This window comes from Polynucleobacter sp. es-GGE-1 (genome assembly GCF_018882005.1).
In the GTDB taxonomy this organism is placed as follows: Bacteria; Pseudomonadota; Gammaproteobacteria; order Burkholderiales; family Burkholderiaceae; genus Polynucleobacter.
Window position 1 is genome coordinate 166728 of record NZ_JACVPE010000009.1, and the last position, 22579, is coordinate 189306.

The window sequence follows — 22579 nt, forward strand, 5'->3', positions numbered from 1 at the left end:
TTAAGGGGTGAGCACCAGTACAGGTGAAATTGAGAGGTAAAAACAAAAGATCTAATTTGACGGCTGCTGTCAATTTTTTCAAACGATAGAGCGGATAAAGGGGGCTATATTTTTAAGAATTTTAATCAACTAAATCAATTAATCCTGAAGAGTTAATGCACTTTGCTGGCTGCAATCGAGGCCATGCAGTCCTTAATGCTGTAATTTTGGTATTTGCTGGCATTTTCTTTGCGTAGTGATTGGTTGCATTCTTTTACCGAGTTACGAACCTGAATTTTAGGAATATTTTCAGACATGATTTTCTCATAACACTATGATTTATATGAATAAAATATTTTTTTGAGTAATCGAATTGCTCATTTACCTACTCAGATTTTATTGAATTTACTACTTAGACCGAGTGGGGGCGGGAAGGGGATAAAATCGTAGTCTCACTTTTACAAGAATCAGGTGTCAGTCTATATGACCAAGGTTATTCCAGTCATTCTATGCGGTGGTTCAGGCACACGCCTATGGCCTTTGTCTCGATCTGGCTTTCCAAAGCAATTTTTGGTGCTCTCTGGAAAGATCAGTTTATTTCAGCAAGCCGTTAGTCGCATGACCGAGATACCCGCTTTGGGCAACTGGAATCTTGGACGGGCGATCGTTGTGACAAATGAAGAGCACCGATTTTTGGCGCTCGATCAATTGCGCGACTTAGGTCACTCTGGGGCACGTTTATTACTAGAGCCTTTAGGAAGAAACACTGCTCCTGCGATTACGTTGGCCGCATTGCAGGCTTTAGAGAGTGATGAGGATCCAATCTTGGTAGTAACGCCAGCAGATCAGACGGTAACAGATACCAGTGCCTTTGCAAAAGTAGTGGCTTCTTGCTTAGAGTTAGTCAATGAGGATACATCTTGCAAAACCATCGCCATTTTAGGGATTGATCCGCTTGGTCCTGAAACGGGGTATGGCTATATTCACCGCGCTAATGATATTGGCGAGCACGGGGAATATGTTGTTGAGCAATTTGTCGAAAAACCGGATCTGAAAACAGCCCAGTCCTATCTAAAAGATGGACGCTATCTTTGGAATAGCGGTATTTTTGTATTGCGCGCTAGTACTTGGCTTGCTGCCCTTGAGCAATTTCGCCCAGATATTGCTAAAGCAACCCAAAAGGCTTGGCAAGTAAAAAATATCGACAAGGCCGATAAGGCCACATTCGTTCGACCTGGGGAAAAAGAATTTACCCAAATTCCGAGCGAGTCGATTGACTACGCAGTCATTGAAAAATGCCCTAGCTCGGCGTTCCCAATCAAGATGGTTACCCTCAATGCTGGTTGGAATGATTTGGGTGCGTGGGATGCAGTTTGGCAGGTTGGCGATAAGGATGAGCACGGCAACGTTTGTTCTGGGGATGTTCTCTTTAGCGACACCAGCAATACCCTGGTCCATGCCAGCACGCGATTAGTTGGTGCTGTAGGTTTACAAAACATGGTCATCATTGAAACTGCTGATGCGGTCTTGGTGGCTGATAAATCAAAAAGCCAAGATGTGAAAAAAATCGTAGCGCAATTAGATGCTCAGAAGCGAGAAGAAAAAAACCTGCATCGTAAGGTTTCCAGACCTTGGGGTTGGTATGACAGCATTGATGAGGATTCGCGCTTTAAGGTCAAGCGTATTCATGTCAAACCTGGTGCGAGTTTGTCTTTACAAATGCACCATCATCGCGCCGAGCATTGGATTGTGGTCAAAGGGGTTGCCAAAATTACTAATGGTGATCAGGAGCTCACTCTTACTGAGAATCAAAGTACTTACATTCCACAAGGACAAACACATCGCTTGGAAAACCCTGGGCGAGTGCCTTTGGAATTAATTGAGGTGCAATCTGGCAGCTACTTGGGCGAGGATGACATTGTGCGCTTTGAAGATAGTTATGGGCGCCAGTAGTAGCTGATCAAAATATCAAAGATAAAAATTACGAAAACCGAAATGGGTCAAATGAAACCAGCAAAAGTAGCACTAATAACCGGCATTACGGGTCAAGATGGATCTTACCTGGCCGAGTTCTTACTAGACAAGGGCTACATCGTTCACGGTATTAAACGCCGAGCTTCGTCTTTTAATACTGGTAGAGTCGATCATCTGTATGAAGATGTGCACATTAATCATGGTAATTTTGTGCTGCACTATGGCGATCTCTCGGATTCAAGCAACTTAACGCGCATCATTCAACAGGTCCAGCCCGATGAAATCTATAACCTGGGTGCGCAAAGCCATGTGGCTGTCTCTTTTGAGGCTCCTGAATATACTGCCGATGTCGATGGTTTGGGCGCACTGCGCATGTTGGAAGCCATTCGAATTTTAGGTTTGGAAAAAAAGACGCGTTTTTATCAAGCCTCTACTTCTGAGCTCTATGGCTTGGTACAAGAAATTCCACAAAAAGAAACGACCCCGTTTTATCCTCGCAGTCCTTATGCAGTAGCAAAACTCTATGCTTACTGGATTACGGTGAACTATCGTGAAGCCTATGGCGTTTACGCGTGTAACGGCATTTTGTTTAACCATGAATCTAAGCGGCGTGGTGAGACCTTTGTAACACGCAAAATTACTAGAGGTCTAGCCAATATTGCGCAAGGTTTGCAGGAGTGTTTATACATGGGCAATATGGACGCACTGCGCGATTGGGGTCATGCCAAAGACTATGTGCGGATGCAATGGATGATGTTGCAGCAAGACACTCCCGAGGATTTTGTGATTGCTACGGGTGTGCAGTATTCAGTCCGTGAATTTATTATTCGTAGTGCAAAAGAGTTGGGTATTACCTTGCGCTTTGAGGGTCAAACAGAAAAAGAGGTGGCTACCATTGCTGCTATTTCTGGTGATAAGGCGCCAGCGCTTAAGGTAGGCGATGTCATTGTTAAAGTTGATCCGCGTTACTACCGGCCAACCGAGGTGGAAACTTTGTTAGGTGATCCAGCAAAAGCTAAGCAAAAATTAGGCTGGGTACCAGAAATTACTTTAGATCAAATGATTTGCGAAATGGTTGCTAGTGATTTAGATCAAGCAAAACAGCATGCCTTATTAAAACAGCATGGTTACGATGTGAGCGCTAGTAAAGAGCGTTAGTAGAGATCCCGTCAAAAGGCTAATTAATAGCAAGGCCTTAAAAATGAGATTTCTTTTTAAAACAATATGACATATTAAAGTGGCAAGATTTTGAACAGAGCGCTTGATCAAAAAATTTATGTAGCAGGTCACCGTGGTATGGTGGGATCCAGTATTGTGCGAAGACTCAAAGAGCTTGGCTATAGCAATATTGTCACACGCTCACGTGATGAGTTGGAGCTGACTAATCAAGCAGCAGTGGCAGATTTTTTTGCCAAAGAGCGTCCTGACCAGGTGTATATGGCAGCAGCCAAAGTAGGCGGTATTTATGCCAACAATACTTACCCTGCGGAGTTTATCTATGACAACCTGATGGTTGAGGCTAACATCACTCACCAAGCATTTTTGCATGGCGTTAAAAAATTATTATTTTTAGGCTCAAGCTGTATTTATCCCAAGTTAGCGATTCAGCCTATGGGGGAAGATGCGCTTCTTACTGGCAAGCTAGAGCCTACTAACGAGCCTTATGCGGTCGCCAAAATTGCTGGCATTAAATTGTGTGAGAGTTATAACCGTCAGTACGGTCAATCTCATGGGATAGATTACCGCTCAGTAATGCCAACCAATTTATATGGCGTAGGCGATAACTATCACCCAGAAAATAGCCATGTGATTCCCGGATTAATTCGGCGTTTTCATGAGGCAAAAATACAAGGGTTGCCACAAGTGCTTATTTGGGGTACGGGTACCCCAAGACGAGAATTTTTGTATGTCGATGATATGGCCGCTGCTTGCGTGCATGTCATGGAGTTGGATAAATCAACTTACGATCAAAGTGTTGACCCTATGGAAAGTCATATTAACGTTGGCTTTGGATCGGACGTTACGATCAAAGAGCTTGCTAACGCTGTTGCCAAGGTGACTGGATACACAGGCGCGATTGCATTTGATGCGAGTAAAGCCGATGGTGCCCCCAGAAAGTTGATGGACTCAAGTAAGCTCAATCACTTAGGCTGGAAGCCCCAGCATTCCTTGGAGGAGGGTTTACGCTTGGCCTACCAAGGTTTTTGTAGTGGTGAGACAAGAAAGTGAAGATAAGTAATGGATGGATAGTACTGCTATTGCTGAATATTGATCAATTTTCTTTTCGATGTTAATGCAAGCCTTTAAAAATATCTCAGACCAAAAATATTCATTGCTTAATTGGCTTGAATTTTCTTTGATCATTCTCAGCAGTGTTTTGTTGGGAATCTGGGCCGCCGCGAACACTATTGCTTTGCGCAATATTTTATTGGTTTTGGGCGCGCTGCTATCAATAGCTTATTTTTACCAACTACATCGTCAAGACCAACTTAAGCAATATTTTAGCGTGAGAAATTCAATTCCATTGTGTTGCATTGTTGGATTGTTCTTATGGGTATTAGCCCATTGTTTTTTATTCCCGACTGACTATGTTGCTCAGATTGATGAGCTCAAAAGTACTTGGCTGAGAAGTGCTTTGGCTGCAGTGGTTGGAGTGGCTACGGGAATTGCAATTGCTCGAAATCCGGCCAAAATCTATTGGTTATGGATCGGAATGATTTTATGTTTTGTCTATCTCCTGGGACAGTATTTAATTGATGTTTGGTATATGCAAAAGCTTTTTACCGAACGCTACATGCAATACATTTTTGTGGGAAAAGTAAATGGTGTTTTAATCGGGTCCATCTTGGTTTCTACAATTTTGGGCACCAGTATTAGCCTTGTCTATAAGCATTCAAAATATAAGATAGCGTTAGGAGTCATTGGAATTTTTGCTATTGCGCTAGTTTTATTTTCATATATCTATATTCTAGAGACTCGCAATGGATTTTTAGTGGTGATAATCATGATTGCAGTTTGGTGTATTTTTGAATTTAGGAAAATTACCCAAGAAAAAAAGCAATCTAAAAACTTCTTATTCAAAAAAATACTAGCAATAAGTTTAGTGGCTATTGTTGCAATTTTTGCTTTGGTTAAACATATTGAGCGAACACCACAGTGGCTTAATCTGGCTGAGGATATTTTAATATCAACTAAAGTTGATAAATATTCCGCTTGGCAACACGCTGAAGATGCGGGCCCTCCCGTTAGCGAATCTGGAAGAATCGTTTCTGCGAATACCTATACGCGGATTGCATGGTTTACAGTTGGCTTGAAGTTACTCCCTGAGGTAGATTATTGGGGGCATGGTGTTTTGAACTTACCCTTTCAAAGGGTATTGGATCATTCTCGATATAGGGGGGCAATTGTTAAATCAACTCATTGTGGCTGGTTGGATTTATATTTTTCATTGGGTGTCCCCGGAATTTTGCTGATGATTGGTGCTTTGCTGATAATTTTTTTTGAAAATCTTCGTCATCTATCAGGTTTGATTATGCTTACCCTTAGTTTGTTATTACTCTTTTTTGTATCGGAGGTTAGCAGGCAGCATTGCATTGAAATTTTATTTTATTTTATTGCCTTTCTAGTTACAGCTAAATCCTTTCAGAATGTACAACACCAAATCGGAAAAATACCATGAGGTTTAAAAATTTGATTTCTAGATTAAAAACTCTGAGTAAAACTAATCAGTTTTTTCAAAATTCATACCTGAAGCATAAATATAGAAACTACTCTTCTCAACAAATTTTTTCAGATATATACGGTAATAATCTTTGGGGCAGTTTTAAGGATATAGGCGATCCATTCTTTTCTGGAGACGGTTCTCACGATGAATCCTTGGTCTCCGCCTACATTAAAGCCATTGAAAATTTCCTAAAATCTTTTAATGGCCCATTAAATGTTGTTGATCTTGGATGCGGCGATTTTTATGTTGGATCAAAAATTAGGCCAATGTGTGGAAATTATATTGCCTGCGATATCGTTCCTGAGTTGATTGAGTTCAATAAACTAAAATATAATTCTCTGAATGTGGACTTTAGAAATCTAAACTTGGTGGTCGATCAATTGCCATCTGGTGATCTTGCTTTTATTAGACAGGTATTGCAACACTTGTCTAATAAAGAAATATCTCAAATTATTCCTAAGTTGCTACATGCGTATAAATATATAGTAGTAACGGAGCATTTGCCTGCGGCTGAGAAATTCAACCACAACATTGAAAAAGACACGGGCCCAGATATTAGGCTTGAATTTGATAGTGGAGTTGTATTAACGAGCTCTCCTTTTAATTTGGAGGTTAAGTTTGGGTTAACACTCTGCGAGGTATATGGTTATGGCGGTGTCATACGCACTCAACTCTATAAGTTAAGAGATTAAAAGTCATGAATAGTGTAAATAAAAGACAGGAGCTATTTGTTAACTTAATCTTAAGTAGATTGGCTGACTGTATTGATTCAATTCGAACCCAATGGAATAGCCCCATGGGAACAAAAACTAAACATTTCTTTGTGGATGATTTATTGCCAGAGGATTATCGTGCGCTTTTATACGAAGCTTTTCCGAGTAATGGAAGCAATTTCTTCTCTTTGAAATCATTTAGAGAAAAAAAGAAGACCTTGGCTGACCTGTCGCGTTGCGATCCACTGCTTGCTGATATAACTTTTGCTTTTCAAGACACAAGGGTTGTAAATTTTATCGGAAATGTGCTCGATATAGAGGGTCTTGAACCAGATCCTAGTATGTATGCTGGAGGCCTATCAATGATGTTTAAAGGGGATTACTTGAATCCTCACATCGATAATAGTCATGATGCTTCTCGAGGGCGCTTTCGACGCCTTAATATTCTTTACTATGTTTCCCCCGGATGGAGTTTAGAAAGGGGGGGGAACTTTGAATTATGGGATGACGATATATCGACCCCCAAAACTATCGTGTCTTTGGCTAATAGATTGGTGGTAATGGAAACAAGTGATAAGAGTTGGCACTCTGTTAGTCCAGTTCTTGAGGACTACGTAAGGTGTTGTGTTTCTAATTATTTCTTTTCTAAAATTTCTCCCGATGAAAAAGATTATTTTCATGTAACTTCTTTTTTGGGCAGGAGTGGTAAGCTCCTTGAAAATAACCTCTTTAAAATCGATGCTTGTATCAGAAATACGTTCTCAAGGACCTTTAAGTTTGGCCGCGGTAAATCTAAAATCAATAAACTGAAAAGGTAGCAATGAGAAAATATTCATTCGTGGGAAATTTTCTCAATAAAAAATCTAAGAGAATCAGCTGTGCATTAAATAAGGGATAGCGATGAGGTCAAGCCTAATTTATCTTAATTTCAAGGCTTTACTTCCTTATATATCAGGACATCGTAAAGCTCAATTCATATGCTTAATTTTGGCATCAGTGTTTGCATCTGTTATGGAGGCTATGTCAATAGGTGCTTTGTTGCCATTTATTGGGATTCTAATTGAGCCAAATAGTATTTTTCACAATCAAATCTTTTTTTCAATTTTGGAAATTTTAGGGCAAAGCTCCTCTAAAAGTGATGTTTTATTGACAATAACCATTGTTTTTTGCTTGCTAGCATTTTTTTCTGGCGCACTAAGAATTGGAGTTTTATATTTTTCAACTCTTCTCTCTTTTCAATTGGGGAAGGAGCTTGTGTTGGGTGTTTATAGAAAAATTTTGTATCAGCCTTATGAAGTCCATCTAATGCGAAATAGCAGTGAAATAATTGGAGCGATTTCGGTTAAGTCTAATATGTTAATTTTTAATGCAATTTTGCCGTTCATTAGCATATGCACTTCATCTGTAATGTTAGTAATGGTGCTTGTTACATTATTTTTAATTAATTCAAAAATAGCCTCAGCAGTATTTTTTGGCATTGGAGGGCTATATTTAATTATTCATTTCATCACATCTGAAAAGTTTAGGCTAAATAGCGTCGTTGTTTCAAAAAGCTCTAATCAGATAATTCAAATAGTTCAAGAAAGTTTAGGGGGAATACGGGATGTGTTAATTGACCGTACGCAGGAGATTTATTGTCGCGAATATGCAGAAAGGTACTCTAAATTTGTGGAGGCATCAGCCAGCAATCAAATGCTGCAAGGATCACCAAGATATGTTGTTGAAACAATATTAATTATCTTAATTGCTTTATTTGCGTTTATTTTTTCAAAAAATCAATCGAGTTTGATTGGTTTTTTACCTGTAATGGCTACCCTTGGGTTGGCGGCACAGAGAATACTGCCATTGCTTCAGCAGATATATGGCTCTTGGTCGAGTATTAAGGGTGGCGATTCCTCCTTAAAGGAAATGATTGGCTATCTGGAATTAAAAATACCAGTAGATAATAAAAATATATTAAATTTGCAATTTACAGAAGCTATCGAGATAAAAAATTTATCATTTAGCCATAAATTAAATAAAAAAAGTATCCTTAAGAATTTAAATTTTAAAATTCACAAGGGTGAGCGCGTTGGGATTGTGGGGCCCACAGGTTGCGGCAAAAGTACTTTGCTTGATATTTTTATGGGGTTATTGTCGCCAACTGGTGGGAGCGTTTTGATCGATGGAATTGAACTTTCCCAGGCCAATATTAATGCTTGGAAGACTAATGTGGCGCACGTACCTCAACTAATATATTTAAGCGACTCATCAATTGCTGAAAATATTGCTTTTGGAGTACCTGTTAATGAAATTAACTGGATTCGACTTGAAGATGTTGCAAAAAAAGCGCAATTATATGAATTTATAATGTCAAATCCCGGGGGGTTTCGTGCATTGGTTGGTGAGCGTGGATGCAGACTTTCTGGAGGGCAAAGACAGAGATTGGGGATTGCACGTGCGCTATACAAAAATGCTAGCTGTATAATTTTCGACGAGGCAACAAGTGCTTTAGATGTCAACACAGAATTAGCAATTGTTGATGGCATACAGTCCCTGTCAAGGGACTTGACGATCATTATGGTTGCGCATCGTCTAAGCGCGCTGAAGGGGTGTGACTATATAGTAGATATGGGTGAGGAAATTCCCCAGAAAATAACGCATAATGTTTTTATTGGGCATTAAAACATGACCCAAAGGGGTGCAATGAATTTAGCTTTAATTCTGACTGGGCGCGAAAAGGTTGATCTATCACAATTTGCACATATTGCTGTAACAAATGTTGGCCAATACCATGAGCTAAAAGCTTCTTCGCACCCATCCTTAATCGATTTTTTTCAGATAGACTCAACTATTGACTATGGCGCAATAAAAAATCAGATTGATACTGCTTTGCATGTAGAGTCAGGAGTTAACTATTCCTTAAGATGGGCTCCGCTTGCATTAAACCGAGTTTCGCGTCAATACCTGCACTACTTGCAATATAGAAATCGTATTGAAAGTTGGTTGACTAATAAGAAAATTGGGAAATTAATAGTCTCCTCAGGTGAAGATTGTTATTTAGTAATGGCTGCAAAAGCAATTTGTGAGAACAGGGGTATTGAGCTAATTGTGGGTGTCGGTACATATATGCCCAATGCAGGTCTTGAGCCATATTTTTTTAATGAGGCTATCTCCGTAAATCAAAAATTATTCTTTACCTTTATTGTTTATATTCTTGGGGCAGCACTTAGGGTTTTGAGAATTAGATTATTGTATGAGCCATACCACAATTTTAAATACAAATTTCAAGATGTTGCCCAGTTTAGGTTTTGCACTAGTATTTTTTTAAAGTCTGGATTACAACTAATTTCAATTTTTACTAGAAAACCTATTTTCTCAAAAGTAATGCTTGAAGACTTAATTATTCATAGTGGACCTTTAAGAATAAAATCAAATTTTTGGAATAGTTTTACAGAATTCGAAAGACAATTAATAAGTAAAAGTCTCGATAATTTTTTTAAAAAATACCCACCTAATTTTCTTGACAAAATTACTAAAAGATTAAAACTTTACTTCAATTCCAGTGGAATTCAGAGGTTGATAGTAATTGATGCTGAGGCAATGCACGATAGAATACTTATTAATGCTGCTAAAGAAGTTGGCGTCACTGTGGATTTTCTGCCTCATGGCTTAGTGCTGAATCATTGTCTTACTTCTCCAAACTTAAGTTTCTCACCTAATCGTGTCTTAGCATGGAATCTGCCATCTGCCGAGTCATTTCGCATGCAAGGTTTCGAATGCGATTCAGTTGTTCATCAGCGCATAAATTACCTTGCGGAAAATGTTCGGCCGCATTTAGTAAGTCTGGGAGATGTAAAAAAAATACTAATTTTTGCCTCGCCTACATCCTCCCTTCAGCCAGATGCTACCGAGAGAGATTTAATAGATGTTTATTATGGATTGGTAAATGCAGGCATCCTTGATATTTCTGTTCGCTTTCATCCAGGCTCTGGAATTGTTCGCGAGAGGCAGGAGTTGGTTTTCTCACGTGTGCAATCGTTAATAAAATCAACTGTCAAAATTTGTGCTGGAAGCATCGATTCTTACATGCTGATGAGTAATTATAATTTCTTGATTATTGGAGGATCAACAACTGCTATTTTAGAGGCTGCTTTTTTGGCAATTCCCTTTATTATTTTTAGAGCTGATATTAATAAGATTAGTAGTTTAAGTGAATTTGGATTACTACACGCCGATTCCTCAGAGGAGTTAACTAATGCTATATTAGGCTTTAATTTTAATAAACATAAGCTAATATGTGCTAAAGTTGTGGAGTCTTTTCTAGCTGGGAAAAATCCTTTTGAATGTGGCTAATTCCTTCGATTTCCAGCAAAGTTTAAACTTCATAAATATATTTTTGCTCATTAAGTCTTAAGTAGAAGTATTTATAGAAATCTACAAGTCCAGTATAAGAGATTCTTATGATTCCATACGGTAGGCAGCATATAGATCAATCCGATATTGATGCTGTTATAGCGGTTCTTAAGTCGGATTTTATAACTCAGGGTCCAGTTGTACCTCAGTTCGAAAAAGCCGTCAGTAGCTATTGTGGAACAACATATGCAACAGCAGTTAATAGTGCAACAAGTGCCCTCCATTTGGCATGCTTGGCTCTGGAAATTAACTCTAACGATGTGGTATGGACTTCGCCAATTACATTTGTTGCTAGCACAAATTGTGTTCTATATTGTGGTGCAGCCATAGATTTTGTCGATATTGACCCTGATACCTACAATATAAGCATTCCCGCTCTAAAGGCTAAGCTGCAGGAGGCTTATACAAACGGAGTGCTGCCTAAGGCTGTGATTGCTGTTCACCTGGCTGGGCAGAGTTGCGAAATGGCTGAGTTGAAAGAGCTAAGTCTGCAGTATGATTTTCGAATAATTGAAGATGCTTCGCACGCCTTAGGCGGGGTATATCGAGGCTCGCAAGTGGGCTCATGTGTGCACAGTGATATTACGGTATTTAGTTTTCACCCGGTAAAAATGATTACTACTGGTGAGGGTGGAATGCTTCTTACTAACAATCAATCTTTGGCCGAAAAAATTGAATTGCTCAGAAGTCACGGGGTAACGCGAGATGCAAAAAAAATGAAACAAGCCCCTGATGGACCTTGGTATTATGAGCAAATTGATCTTGGGTTTAATTATCGAATGACCGATTTTCAAGCGGCTTTGGGACTAAGTCAGTTGAAAAGGTTGAATCAATTTGTTTCGGCAAGGCAAGAAATTGCAAATGTGTATGAGGCTTTGTTGAAAAACTCAGGATTTAAAACGCCGAAAGTAAATGAAGATATTTGCTCAAGTTTTCACTTGTATATTGTAAGAATCGATACATCAAAGTTGAATCATGTTTCTGTTTTTGAGAGATGTCGAACCAGGGGGATTGGGGTTAACTTGCATTACATCCCCGTATATAGACACCCATATTATCGAAATTTAGGATTTGATTTTCAGAAGTTCCCCGAATCTGAATCCTACTACCGAGAAGCCATAAGCCTGCCGATTTACCCAGGCTTAAAAAAGGAGCAAATTGAATATGTGGTTGATTGCCTGCTATCTCCGATGGGCCATCAAACTTTATTTTAATTGGGAATAATCCTATTTTAATTTTTCTGCTATGTTAGCTAATAGCATACTTTTTATCACTATTTTTGGAGGTAGAGTTGGCTACGGACATTTAAATAGGTGTAAAAATTTATCTGAGTATTTTCTTGATGCTGGATATGAAGTTAAAACAATCCTATTTTCGGAAAATAAAAATCGGAATACTCATTCAATTGACGCTGAAATTTATGATGTGGAAGAAATTGAGTCTAGGTTAAATTTTTGCAACCATTTGAAGTATAAATATGTTGTAGTAGATTTAATATATCAAGATTTTTTTCGGGATATTCTGGATCCTGTTGCACTGCTTACAAAGGCGCAACAATTTGGAAAAATTAGCATCTTTATTGACAGTCTCGGTTCTAATTCAATAGCTGAAACTATTCTAAATTTTAAGGCTGATTATTTGCTTATCCCATACGTGTGCAATCTAAACATTGATTCCGGGAGGTATAGAAAAATATTGGCTGGATCAAGGTATGCAATACTCGGCAAAGAATATAAATCACAAAAATTAAAAATTATAAAAAAAGAAATAACTAATATATTGATTTTAGCGGGTGGTAGCGATGTCTCAGAGGATAGTCTAAATATCATTTTAGGAATCAGGGCCCTGGGTATTCGAAATGATAATTTCACAATTCGTGTTATTATTGGCCCTCTTTTTAGTGTGGAACTACGGGAAAAATTATTTTTTCATTCAGCCAGGGATGATATAAAGCTGGAGTTTATTGAATCCCCGGAATCATTGCATAATCATATGCAATGGGCTGATATTGCCATATCAGCAAGTGGTCTAACCAAGTATGAATTAGCTGCTTGTGGCGTACCAATGCTTTTGTATTCGATTGATAAATTTCATTATTGTGTTAACAAGCCTTTTATCATCTCTAGTGGGGCTGTGGATTTGGGTATTCATCCCCCGCCAAATCTTGTGGCGGATGAGTTGCTTAAGATTATTGATAATGTTGAAGTTAGAAAATCTATGAGTCTTAAGAGTCAAGGGCTTGTGGATGGATGTGGTGTCAAAAGGCTGCTTGATGAGTTGGAAGGCGGTTTGCTTTAATCCTAAAGAATGATAATTATGTTAAATAAAATTGTAGAAATTAACAAAAAAAAGGTTGGAATTAATGAAGAGCCATATGTAATTGCAGAAATTGGATCAAATTTTAATCAAAACCTAGATATAGCTAAGGAACTAATTTCAACAGCTGCCCTTAGTGGTGCTGATGCTGTTAAATTTCAACTCTTTAAGGCTGACTTGCTTTACCCTAATGGCGGCGAAGCTTATCACGCATTTAAAGCTTCGGAGTTAAATCAAGCGTGGTTGCCTGAGCTGAAGCATCATGCTGATATTAGCGGTGTAGAATTTATGGCATCGGCTTTTGATAAAAATTCAGTTCGTTTGCTTGACGAATTGCGGGTTACTGCCCATAAGATTGCATCTTCTGAAACAACAGACTTGGGATTTGTTCATTATGTTGCCTCTATGGGGAAGCCAATAATCATTTCTACCGGAATGTGTGATTATGTGGATATCGAAGAAGCTGTAAATGTATGTATTTCTGCTGGAAATTTGGATGTAATTCTTATGCAATGTGGTGCCCAATACCCATTACCAACCGAAATGGCGAATGTGCGCGTAATTACAAATTTAATAAATCGATATAGCTCCCCTGTTGGTTTGTCGGATCACACCGAGCAAGATATAGCTGCAATGGTTTCAGTTGGTCTTGGCGGATCTATTTTTGAAAAGCATATCACCTTATCGCGTGAGGGAAAGGGTCCCGATCATTTCTATGCATATGAACCTGGAGATTTTTCTAGATATGTGCAAAATATAAGAGCATCGCATCAAGCTTTAGGGTCATCTAATAAAGACTTGTTAGCATTAGAGCGTCAGTATGGAAGAAGGGATGGTCTTTATTTATCAAAGAAAATCTTGCCTGGAGAGTCAATAAAATCAGAGGATATTGAAATTCGAAGGCCCGCTTTGGGAATTAGGGCAAGATATTTTAATCACATCATCGGGGCGAAATCAAAACGAATAATTGATGTAGGTGAACCGCTGAATTGGTGTGATTTATCATTCGATTAAAAGGTAAAAGTGTCAATGAAATATTATGACCAGCTTGAAAGCAATGGATACTTTCTGTACAAACACCCCGATGTAACGATTTTTAAAAGGAATATAACTCAATTTTTAAAAGCGACAACTGAGAGCATTATTCAGTTAAGTAATTTTGAATCTTGGAAGAGTGGTAAATTTTTCCATAAGAATATTGACTTAATAGATTTAATATCCGAGATACATAATCAAGAAATTGATAACTCTATAACCAAAGTTTTGTATGAGCTATTTCCTTGTACTGGAAAAATATTATCCTTAACTACCGCTCCTCTTGTTGTAAAAATCCTCAAAGAGGCTCAATTGAGATTTCCAGTGGTCGGGTCTCTACCGCTTGTTAGGCTTGATAGGCCAAATGACAGTAAATATGAGACACCTTGGCATCAAGATTTTTGGTTTTCTTTTTTGTCAGAAAATGCTGTTACATTATGGTTTTCACTTGGCGAAATAACTGAATCTATGGGGCATTTAAAAATGGTGCCAGGTTCACATAAATGGAGTGCGGGTAAATTTTTTACCGATACTAATGGCCATCCTATTGCGTATGATGGTGTTGTAGATGAAAGTCAAGTTATAAGGATCAATCCCGGTATTGATGAAATTTTGGTATTTAATCAAAAACTACTGCATGCTAGTGGTACAAATATATCAAGTAGAACAAGAGTATCTCTGCAACTTAGGTTTAATGACTTAGGTTCAGCCAAGAGCCTTGTTAGTACTTTTGTGCCTATCCATACAGAATACGTTAAAACCATGCAAAAAATTTCTAATGAATAAGCCAGTTTTGATATTTGGTAGCGCTGAAATGGCGGATATGGCGCACTTTTATTTTTCGAATGATAGTCATAAAGTCGTGCATGGATTTTGTGTCGATGATAATTATTTAACAAATAGCTCACTAAATGGTTTGCCAATTATTCCATTTAGTGATGCTGTAAATAAATTTCCACCATCGGAATTTGATTTTCATGTGGCCTTATCTTATAAGGGCCTAAATCAATTGAGAGAAAAGAAGTATAAGCAAGTTAAGTCTGCTGGTTATTCTCTTATTAGCTATGTGAGTACAAAATCTTGCGTGTGGGGAAATATTATCATGGGGGATAATTGTTTTATATTGGAAAATCAAGTAATCCAGCCAAACGTAATTATTGGGAATAATGTAATGGTATGGTCAGGCAACCATATAGGGCATGGAACAACATTGGAAGATCATTGTTATTTATCGTCTGGCATTATTATCTCCGGACATTGTAGAATTGGCGCTAGAACGTTTGTTGGCGTAAGCTCGTCTATAAAAGACTTTACAAAAATAGCTGAAGATTGCTTTATTGGAATGGGTTCGGTGATAACAAAAGATATGTCTGCGGGCAGTGTATCAATAGCAGAGTCCGCTAGAATATTGGACGCCAATGATAGGCGAGCTAAGATGATTAAAAATAGGTATTTCTCTTATTAAGCACACTTAATAATTTGATTAAATTTTAGCTCTGCAATTTCCCAGTCTTCTTGATTATCAATATCTTGGCAGTAATTGCTAGAAATAATTAACGGCCTAGTGTTTCGCCCTATTATTTGCCCAGTTTCTTGAAATGCTTTAGTTGTTACCCAAAAACATAGTCCTGCATCATGGTATGAATCTTGTAAATCCTGTGATTTAACTGATCTAAGGCCCCCCCAAATCCAATTCAAGTTTTTATTGACGATATTAAAAGATCTCCAAATTGGTGGCCTAAACTTGCAAACAGGAACTACTGCGTCAATATTCGGGTCTGAAAAAATATTTAGGCAATCTAAAATAATTTTTGGAGTAATAAATGCTGCGGTCGCATAGATGCAGCAAACCCGATCAAATTGAATTCCAATTTTGGAGTAACGGTTTAAAACTTCATTAACAACATCGGTTGTTGTTGCGTCATCACTCGAGGTTTCTTTTGATCTTAAGAAGGGTACGCTTGCACCAATGGATATGGCGAGGTTAGCAATTAGATCGGAGTCTGTTGAAACCATAACAGTATCAAAACAGCCCGCTGTTATGGCTGCTGAAATTGGGTACGAAATTATTGGCTTATTGTGAAATTGCTTAGTGTTTTTATTTGGTATGCGTTTACTCCCGCTTCTTGCTGCAATAATAGCTAAATTTTTCATTTCTTAGACTCTTTGCTAGTTTAAAATCAAGGTAAAATCTAAAATATTATAATTGGAGATAACACATGGATAATAAATCAGTTGCACAGCATTACGATGCAGGCGCTAATAACTATCATAAACAATATGACCCAGAAAATTTGTTGGATATAACGAAAAAATATCCTGCGAATTATTTCCGCTTACAGTTGTTAATTAATAGTTTCTTAAATAAAGGCGTGAAAAGCGTTATTGAAGTTGGTGTTGGAGAGGGGACGCCCCTAGTAAATTTATCAAAACTTGGAATTAAAGTCGCCGGGTTTGATATTAGCTCTGAAATGATAAAAAAAGCAAAACTAAATTTTACTGCGAATTCACTTGACGAAAATTCTTTAATATTGGCCGATATTCAGGACTCGATGTCATACACTCATTTGATGAGGGGCGGGCAATACGATGCATTAGTTGCTATGGGGGTTATGCCTCACGTACGAAATGATGAATTGTGCTTAAAAAATATGGCTTCAATGGTAAAGCCTGGTGGATCTGTTTTTATTGAGTTTAGAAATAAAATTTTTTCATTATTCACTTTCAATAGATATACCTATGAATTTATCATGGACGATCTACTTTTGGGAGTCTCTGGAGAGTTAAAAAATAAAATTAGCAACAATATAATTCCTCGACTTTCTATGGATTTGCCAAGCCCGCGCACTCAGCATGATGATGATTCTCATTCCCCTGGTTATGATTCCATACTTTCAAAATTTCATAATCCATTAACTATGAATGAGTTATTCGAACGTTGTGGATTTAGCGAGGTAAATTTACTTTGGTACCACTACCATCCCGCACCTCCATCATTGGCAAATGATGACGCTTCGCTATTCCGTCATGAGGCTTTAAAGTTGGAGCATGATGCTTTGGGTTGGCGTGGTATGTTTTTATGCTCGGCATTTGTTGTAGAGGCAATAAAGAAGTAATAATGATCGGAAATGATATTTATGCCCTTGCAAAAAAACTGTGGCCACTCAATCGAAGCATAACGGGCCAAGGTGTTCGTGAAACACTAAACATTATTAAATCTGAGTATTTGGAGGACTTGGAAATTGTTGAAGTGCCAACGGGAGCTAAGGCTTTTGACTGGAGAGTACCTTTAGAATGGAAAGTAAATAGCGCGTATATTATTCGTCCCGATGGGGAAAAAATATGTGATTTTGATACTTGTAACCTCCATTTGGTTGGCTATAGCGTGCCATTTAGATCAAAGATGCCGCTTAAAGATTTGCTTCCTCATCTGCATTCCCTCCCTTCTCAACCAAATGCAATACCTTATATCACCTCTTATTATGATCAATATTGGGGATTTTGCATTTCCGAAGATGAAAAAAGAGATTTGCCTGATGGTGAGTATGAGGTTCATATTGATACGGAACTTTTTGAGGGCTTTTTAACCTACGGGGAGTTATGCATTCCAGGGGAAACAGAGAAGGAAATCTTTATATCAACGTATGTTTGCCACCCATCTATGGCAAATAATGAGTTATCGGGTCCATGCGTTGCGACTTTTCTTGCAAAAACAATTCTTCAAAAAAGCAGACGTAAGTATTCATATCGATTTATATTTGTGCCAGAAACAATTGGTTCTATATGCTATCTAAGTAAGCATATTAAACATCTGCAAGAAAAAGTGATAGCAGGTTTCAATGTTACGTGTGTGGGGGACGACAGGGCGTACTCATATCTTCCTACTCGATTTGGTAACACATTAAGCGATCAAGTTGCTCAGCACACACTAAAGTGGATTGATCCGAATTATTCAAGATACTCATGGGATGACAGGGGGAGTGATGAGCGGCAGTATTGTTCGCCAAATGTAAACCTACCTGTTGCATCGATAATGCGAAGTAAATACGGAAGCTACCCTGAGTATCACACTTCCTTAGATGCATTGGGTACTGTAGTAACCCCTGAGGGGCTGCTTGGTGGGTTTGAGTCGTTAAGGATTGCTTTGGAGGCGATTGAAAACAATATATATCCAAGGGCAACTTTTGCATGCGAGCCCTTTATGAGTAAGAGGGGAATTTACCCAACCATTTCAACGAAGATCAAAAATGAGAAAACAAGATTATTGATGAATGTATTAACTTGGGCTGATGGTAGCCATTCATTGATTGAAATTGCCGATTTTTGCAAAACGCCAGTTTGGGAGTTATACCCGATAGTGGAGGTTTTGCATAAGCATAATTTAATTGAAGTTAGAGATGAGGTAAGCAATGTTTACTAAGCCTATAAAGTGGAAAAAAATTGGGAGGATATTGACGCCTCAATTAGATCTATTTTGGAATCAGACTCACATGTCTCTGCCGACAGTAGAGGTTTTAGATGATAAAAATATAAATATATATTTTGGGGGGCGAGATCATCTCAATAGATCTAGGGTGGGCGTTGCAACTATTGATTTAAGCAACCCGATAAATTCAGGAAAAATAATTTCGAAGCCGGTTCTTGGGTTAGGGGATTTGGGAACATTTGATGATAATGGGGTAATGCCATGTAGTTTTATTCAAGATGGATCAGAGCGCCTGCTATATTATGTGGGCTGGAATCCTCGCGCTACTACTAGGTATTCCTTTTATAGTGGTTTGGCGATCGGTAATTTAGAAGAATTAGAGTTTCAAAGATATTCACGTGCGCCAATATTAGAGAGAACAAACGTTGAGCCTTTTGTAAACGCGTCACCAATGGTTATCAGGGACGGTGACTTATGGCGAATGTATTATGTTTCGGGGGAGGGCTGGATTAATCCCGATCGTCCAAAATACAATATTAAATACGCCCATTCTAGAAATGGAAAAGATTGGGTGCGAGAAGGTCATGTTTGTATAGATTTTGGATCTCCAGGCGAGCACGCGCTTGCCAGACCAAGCGTTATTCGGGATGGAAATATTTACAGAATGTGGTTTGGTTATAAGGGCGCTGACTATGACCTACAGCATAACTATAGAATTGGCTATGCAGAATCAGCTGATGGGATTAACTTTATACGTAACGATAAATTAGCAAATATCGATGTATCACTGGATGGTTGGGATGATGAAATGATTACTTACCCCCATGTATTTTGTGCGAATAGCAGGTACTGGATGCTATATAACGGGAATAACTATGGCCTATCTGGAATTGGTCTGGCAGTAGGTGAAGTTGTTGGAGGTGGTGAATGAAAATCACAAATATTGGCGGCGCAACAGCAATTATTGAACATAATGGAAAAAAAATTTTATTTGACCCATGGATGGATGATGGAATAATTTATGGAAGCTGGTACCACTATCCTCCATTAAAGGTAGATATTAAAGATATTAGTGATATCGATTATGTGTACATATCGCACATACATGAGGATCACTGTTCCTTAGGGACTCTTGTTCATATTAATTCATCAGCAGAAATAATTGTTATGGATAGAGAGCCTCATATACCAAATTTTGTAACTCGATTTTTAAAAAAAAATAACCTCAATTTTAAGAAAATTCATTTAGTAAAACCATATTCTAAGTATGAACTAGAGCCGGGATTGATTGTAGATATGGTTGAGGCTAATCCAGAACATGAATATAACTATGTTATTGATTCTGGGTTAATTCTTCAGTGGGATGGTTGGCTAATTTATAACGCAAATGATTGCCAACCACATAAGATCGGGATCGACTATATATTAGAAACGTATGGACAGCTTGATTTGGCTTTATTGCCTTATAGTGGGGGATCAGCTTACCCTGCATGTTATTCGAATCTTAAACATGAAGAAAAGCTTTTGGAGAGAGGTAGAATTATCGGCGGGGCTGTAGCTTCATTGATGTCTGTGGTAAAAAAATTAGATCCAAAAAAAGTAATTCCATTTGCCGATCAATATGTAATCGCTGGAAATCGATTTTTAATGAATAGTTATGCTCCCCATTTATCCTGCCCTGGCGCCTATAGCAAGTATTTTGTTGAGCATGGCTTTGAAGAGAAATTACTTTTATTAAACTCTGGGCAGTCCTATGATTTAGCAAATCAAACAAAGATGCCATCTGATGAGTATCAGTTTTTCAGTGAATCTGATAGGGATATTTATGCCAGAAGCCTATCGAATATTCAATACAGACATCAAAATTTTAAATTTAATTCAAGTGTCCCAGTCGAAAGGTTGTTAAAGTTGGCAAGAGCGCGCATGTGGAGCATGCAAAATCGTGAAGACTTTTATCCAGACTATCGATTTTATATAGAAGTCGAAGAGGAGTTTGGAGTTCTTCATGAAATTGATTTTGGTTCTGAGTTGATCAGGCGTCAATCATTAAGCGAAGGATTTATGCCAAAAACAGATTACCTTAAAATTACTGTGCCGCGGGATATGCTGATACTTTTATTAATAAATGATATGTCGTGGAACATGGTGGATGGTGGCAGGCTCATAGATTATTACAGAGAATCAAATAAATATTACCCAAAGTGCTATACATTTTTAAACCACCTTATCATCTAACTGCAACATGAAACCGTCTGTAAATATTGCGATCATGCAGCCAACATATTTACCGTGGTTGGGTTATTTTGGATTAATGAAGTCGGTTAATAAATTTGTGATATTAGATAATGTACAGTTTTCAAAAAGATCATGGCAACAAAGAAATCGAATTAAGACACGTAATGGTGAAAGTTGGTTAACAGTCCCTGTAAAAAATAGTGGCATTCGAGAGCAGTTAATTTATGAGGTAGAAATAGATTACTCAAATAAATTCCCCATTAATCATATCAAATCAATTCAGCAAAATTACTCAAAGCATAAGTTTTATTGTGAGTATAAAGAAGAGCTGGCCTGTATATATAACGCTAATTATAAGTATCTGATTGATTTAAATATGGCATTAATAAATTTCTTTAGAAAAATTTTGTTTATAGATTGTGAGATTATTTATTCGAGTACTCTTGGATGTGAGGGTCGTAATGCAGATTTGTTGGCTAAGATTTGCAAAAAACTTTTAGCCACAAAATACATCTCTCCACCGGGCTCAAAGGACTATCTAAGCAAGTCAAACTCATTTGAATTAGCTGGCATTCCCGTGGAGTATTTTCAATATTCTCACCCGCAGTATAGCCAATTGTATGAGGATTTTATTCCTTACTTGTCTACATTGGATTTAATATTTAATTGCGGTATTGATAGCGCAAACATTATTGAGAATTAACTTTAATAATGGCGTATCCTCAACCAAGTTCAAAATTTACAATACCAGATACAGGGGCGTTTACTTTTTCTGATGGAGTGCAGTATCAGAAATTTGATGATGCACTTGATGAATGGATGCTTATTGAAAAAAAATTAAAGTACTTACCGGTAATTTATTCAAGTGAAATGATTGAGTATCAGCATAACTACTTGAGAGGTAATACTGAAATCGTACATAATATTTCAATTGTGTTATTTCATGATAAAAAGCCATGCGGTATTTGGCCGCTATTTTTTATCCCCCGGGATGTTCATAATCCAATATATAGTTACGATAAAAAAATATTGCCCCCTCTTTTGGTCCAAAGTTTAAACAAGACATCGGTAAAAAAAATTATAAAAAATTGTTACCAATTTTTACAAGAGTTCATCGAGAAATTTCCTGGAGCGCAATGGAATACCCAAGAAATATATGCGGAGCAATATGGGTTGAGCGAATGGCAAATTCGCGGTAGAAATGAGGGTTTTTCATGTGATATGGAGCATGGGCTATATATTGATCTCTCACTCTCAATTGATTTAATTAAATCGCAATTGAGGAGAAGATTTCGTTCTCAGGTACAGCCTGAGAAATATGGGTGGACGCTGCATGTCGATGATTTTGGTGATGAGGCAAGGTGGGGAGAATTTATTAGTCTCCATTTCAATGCCGCAGGAAGAAAGACTAAGTCAGATCAAGCATGGGAAGCTCAGTTTGGGCTCATTAAGAAAAAAAAGGCAATATTCATTTTTAGCTTAAATCATGAAGGCAAAATGGTTGGCGGTGCCCTTTTTAATTATACTAGGGATGAGTGTATTTATGGGTCCGCCGCCTACTCTAGGGACTTGTATGATAGTCCAGTCACCCATCCTATTATGTACATGGCAATCAACAAAATGAAAATGCTTGGTGTAAGGTGGTTATCCATTGGTAGATCGCAGTATCGCGATTCTCAGCTCGGAATTAAAGCTAATGATATTGCGGGATTTAAAGAGGGTTTTTCTACTCATCACTTTGCAATATATCTACTTTCAAAAACTTTTAATTAATAAGGGATC

At 37.9% G+C, this 22579-nt stretch carries 21 protein-coding genes; 19 read left to right on the plus strand and 2 right to left on the minus strand.

The window, feature by feature from the left end:
- Nucleotides 1-152 precede the first annotated feature (152 nt).
- Entirely contained in the window at nt 153-296 is a 144-nt protein-coding gene (locus tag ICN35_RS08615; protein WP_216126578.1) for a hypothetical protein, read from the minus strand.
- A gap of 166 nt (nt 297-462) precedes the next feature.
- Here ICN35_RS08615 and ICN35_RS08620 point away from each other — a divergent pair, with 166 nt between their 5' ends.
- The 13 genes from ICN35_RS08620 to ICN35_RS08680 all read left to right on the plus strand — a co-directional run bounded on the left by ICN35_RS08620 (nt 463) and on the right by ICN35_RS08680 (nt 15601).
- Entirely contained in the window at nt 463-1932 is a 1470-nt protein-coding gene (locus ICN35_RS08620; protein WP_216126793.1) for a mannose-1-phosphate guanylyltransferase/mannose-6-phosphate isomerase, read from the plus strand.
- Nucleotides 1933-1974: 42 nt separating this feature from the next.
- Nucleotides 1975-3111: a GDP-mannose 4,6-dehydratase gene (gmd, locus tag ICN35_RS08625; protein WP_255535773.1), complete on the plus strand. Its 1137-nt coding sequence runs from the start codon at nt 1975-1977 to the stop codon at nt 3109-3111.
- 90 nt (nt 3112-3201) lie between these two features.
- Complete coding sequence (locus tag ICN35_RS08630) at nt 3202-4182, plus strand: GDP-L-fucose synthase (protein WP_216126580.1); 981 nt, start codon at nt 3202-3204, stop codon at nt 4180-4182.
- A gap of 64 nt (nt 4183-4246) precedes the next feature.
- Nucleotides 4247-5632 carry an O-antigen ligase family protein gene (locus ICN35_RS08635; RefSeq protein ID WP_216126582.1) on the plus strand — a complete coding sequence of 462 codons (1386 nt, stop codon included), beginning with the start codon at nt 4247-4249 and terminating at the stop codon, nt 5630-5632.
- Complete coding sequence (locus ICN35_RS08640; protein WP_216126584.1) at nt 5629-6369, plus strand: class I SAM-dependent methyltransferase; 741 nt, start codon at nt 5629-5631, stop codon at nt 6367-6369. Before ICN35_RS08635 ends, ICN35_RS08640 begins: the two co-directional genes overlap by 4 nt.
- Nucleotides 6370-6374: 5 nt before the next feature.
- Nucleotides 6375-7208, plus strand: a complete 834-nt coding sequence (locus ICN35_RS08645; RefSeq protein ID WP_216126586.1) for a 2OG-Fe(II) oxygenase — start codon at nt 6375-6377, stop codon at nt 7206-7208.
- Nucleotides 7209-7386: 178 nt separating this feature from the next.
- Entirely contained in the window at nt 7387-9054 is a 1668-nt protein-coding gene (locus tag ICN35_RS08650; protein WP_370625680.1) for an ABC transporter ATP-binding protein, read from the plus strand.
- A 21-nt stretch (nt 9055-9075) separates the two neighbouring features.
- Nucleotides 9076-10725, plus strand: a complete 1650-nt coding sequence (locus ICN35_RS08655; protein ID WP_216126591.1) for a hypothetical protein — start codon at nt 9076-9078, stop codon at nt 10723-10725.
- Nucleotides 10726-10832: 107 nt separating this feature from the next.
- The gene (gene pseC, locus ICN35_RS08660) at nt 10833-11999 is read left to right on the plus strand and encodes a UDP-4-amino-4,6-dideoxy-N-acetyl-beta-L-altrosamine transaminase (RefSeq protein ID WP_216126594.1); all 1167 of its coding nucleotides are present in this window, start codon (nt 10833-10835) and stop codon (nt 11997-11999) included.
- A gap of 31 nt (nt 12000-12030) precedes the next feature.
- Nucleotides 12031-13083 carry a hypothetical protein gene (locus ICN35_RS08665; protein ID WP_216126597.1) on the plus strand — a complete coding sequence of 351 codons (1053 nt, stop codon included), beginning with the start codon at nt 12031-12033 and terminating at the stop codon, nt 13081-13083.
- A gap of 18 nt (nt 13084-13101) precedes the next feature.
- Nucleotides 13102-14115, plus strand: a complete 1014-nt coding sequence (locus ICN35_RS08670; protein WP_216126600.1) for an N-acetylneuraminate synthase family protein — start codon at nt 13102-13104, stop codon at nt 14113-14115.
- 15 nt (nt 14116-14130) lie between these two features.
- The gene (locus tag ICN35_RS08675) at nt 14131-14922 is read left to right on the plus strand and encodes a phytanoyl-CoA dioxygenase family protein (protein ID WP_216126605.1); all 792 of its coding nucleotides are present in this window, start codon (nt 14131-14133) and stop codon (nt 14920-14922) included.
- On the plus strand, nt 14915-15601 hold the full coding sequence (locus ICN35_RS08680) for an acetyltransferase (protein ID WP_216126609.1): 687 nt from the start codon (nt 14915-14917) through the stop codon (nt 15599-15601). The genes ICN35_RS08675 and ICN35_RS08680 overlap by 8 nt, the downstream gene beginning before the upstream one ends.
- Here ICN35_RS08680 and pseF read toward each other — a convergent pair.
- Nucleotides 15598-16290, minus strand: coding sequence for a pseudaminic acid cytidylyltransferase (pseF, locus tag ICN35_RS08685; RefSeq protein WP_216126629.1), 693 nt, complete (start codon nt 16288-16290; stop codon nt 15598-15600). The genes ICN35_RS08680 and pseF overlap by 4 nt on opposite strands.
- A gap of 65 nt (nt 16291-16355) precedes the next feature.
- On the opposite strand from pseF, the gene ICN35_RS08690 reads away from it, so the two are divergent.
- Genes ICN35_RS08690 through ICN35_RS08715 form a run of 6 tightly spaced genes read left to right on the plus strand, consistent with a single transcriptional unit; the run spans nt 16356 to nt 22570 of the window.
- The gene (locus tag ICN35_RS08690) at nt 16356-17252 is read left to right on the plus strand and encodes a bifunctional 2-polyprenyl-6-hydroxyphenol methylase/3-demethylubiquinol 3-O-methyltransferase UbiG (RefSeq protein WP_216126632.1); all 897 of its coding nucleotides are present in this window, start codon (nt 16356-16358) and stop codon (nt 17250-17252) included.
- A 2-nt stretch (nt 17253-17254) separates the two neighbouring features.
- A complete protein-coding gene (locus ICN35_RS08695) occupies nt 17255-18556 on the plus strand; it encodes a DUF4910 domain-containing protein (protein WP_216126634.1) in 1302 nt (433 codons plus the stop codon).
- The gene (locus ICN35_RS08700; protein ID WP_216126636.1) at nt 18546-19493 is read left to right on the plus strand and encodes a hypothetical protein; all 948 of its coding nucleotides are present in this window, start codon (nt 18546-18548) and stop codon (nt 19491-19493) included. Before ICN35_RS08695 ends, ICN35_RS08700 begins: the two co-directional genes overlap by 11 nt.
- Nucleotides 19490-20797, plus strand: a complete 1308-nt coding sequence (locus ICN35_RS08705) for an MBL fold metallo-hydrolase (RefSeq protein ID WP_216126639.1) — start codon at nt 19490-19492, stop codon at nt 20795-20797. The genes ICN35_RS08700 and ICN35_RS08705 overlap by 4 nt, the downstream gene beginning before the upstream one ends.
- A 7-nt stretch (nt 20798-20804) precedes the next feature.
- Complete coding sequence (locus ICN35_RS08710; RefSeq protein WP_216126642.1) at nt 20805-21500, plus strand: WbqC family protein; 696 nt, start codon at nt 20805-20807, stop codon at nt 21498-21500.
- Nucleotides 21501-21508: 8 nt separating this feature from the next.
- Nucleotides 21509-22570 carry a GNAT family N-acetyltransferase gene (locus ICN35_RS08715; protein WP_216126645.1) on the plus strand — a complete coding sequence of 354 codons (1062 nt, stop codon included), beginning with the start codon at nt 21509-21511 and terminating at the stop codon, nt 22568-22570.
- Nucleotides 22571-22579: the final 9 nt, after the last annotated feature.

Bases quoted from the DNA above. Each gene is read 5' to 3' on its own strand.
- ICN35_RS08615 (WP_216126578.1), bottom strand. From the start codon at position 296: ATGTCTGAAAATATTCCTAAAATTCAGGTTCGTAACTCGGTAAAAGAA.
- ICN35_RS08620 (WP_216126793.1), top strand. From the start codon at position 463: ATGACCAAGGTTATTCCAGTCATTCTATGCGGTGGTTCAGGCACACGC.
- gmd (WP_255535773.1), top strand. From the start codon at position 1,975: ATGGGTCAAATGAAACCAGCAAAAGTAGCACTAATAACCGGCATTACG.
- ICN35_RS08635 (WP_216126582.1), top strand. From the start codon at position 4,247: ATGCAAGCCTTTAAAAATATCTCAGACCAAAAATATTCATTGCTTAAT.
- ICN35_RS08640 (WP_216126584.1), top strand. From the start codon at position 5,629: ATGAGGTTTAAAAATTTGATTTCTAGATTAAAAACTCTGAGTAAAACT.
- ICN35_RS08645 (WP_216126586.1), top strand. From the start codon at position 6,375: ATGAATAGTGTAAATAAAAGACAGGAGCTATTTGTTAACTTAATCTTA.
- ICN35_RS08655 (WP_216126591.1), top strand. From the start codon at position 9,076: ATGAATTTAGCTTTAATTCTGACTGGGCGCGAAAAGGTTGATCTATCA.
- pseC (WP_216126594.1), top strand. From the start codon at position 10,833: ATGATTCCATACGGTAGGCAGCATATAGATCAATCCGATATTGATGCT.
- ICN35_RS08665 (WP_216126597.1), top strand. From the start codon at position 12,031: ATGTTAGCTAATAGCATACTTTTTATCACTATTTTTGGAGGTAGAGTT.
- ICN35_RS08670 (WP_216126600.1), top strand. From the start codon at position 13,102: ATGTTAAATAAAATTGTAGAAATTAACAAAAAAAAGGTTGGAATTAAT.
- ICN35_RS08675 (WP_216126605.1), top strand. From the start codon at position 14,131: ATGAAATATTATGACCAGCTTGAAAGCAATGGATACTTTCTGTACAAA.
- ICN35_RS08680 (WP_216126609.1), top strand. From the start codon at position 14,915: ATGAATAAGCCAGTTTTGATATTTGGTAGCGCTGAAATGGCGGATATG.
- pseF (WP_216126629.1), bottom strand. From the start codon at position 16,290: ATGAAAAATTTAGCTATTATTGCAGCAAGAAGCGGGAGTAAACGCATA.
- ICN35_RS08690 (WP_216126632.1), top strand. From the start codon at position 16,356: ATGGATAATAAATCAGTTGCACAGCATTACGATGCAGGCGCTAATAAC.
- ICN35_RS08695 (WP_216126634.1), top strand. From the start codon at position 17,255: ATGATCGGAAATGATATTTATGCCCTTGCAAAAAAACTGTGGCCACTC.
- ICN35_RS08700 (WP_216126636.1), top strand. From the start codon at position 18,546: ATGTTTACTAAGCCTATAAAGTGGAAAAAAATTGGGAGGATATTGACG.
- ICN35_RS08705 (WP_216126639.1), top strand. From the start codon at position 19,490: ATGAAAATCACAAATATTGGCGGCGCAACAGCAATTATTGAACATAAT.
- ICN35_RS08710 (WP_216126642.1), top strand. From the start codon at position 20,805: ATGAAACCGTCTGTAAATATTGCGATCATGCAGCCAACATATTTACCG.
- ICN35_RS08715 (WP_216126645.1), top strand. From the start codon at position 21,509: ATGGCGTATCCTCAACCAAGTTCAAAATTTACAATACCAGATACAGGG.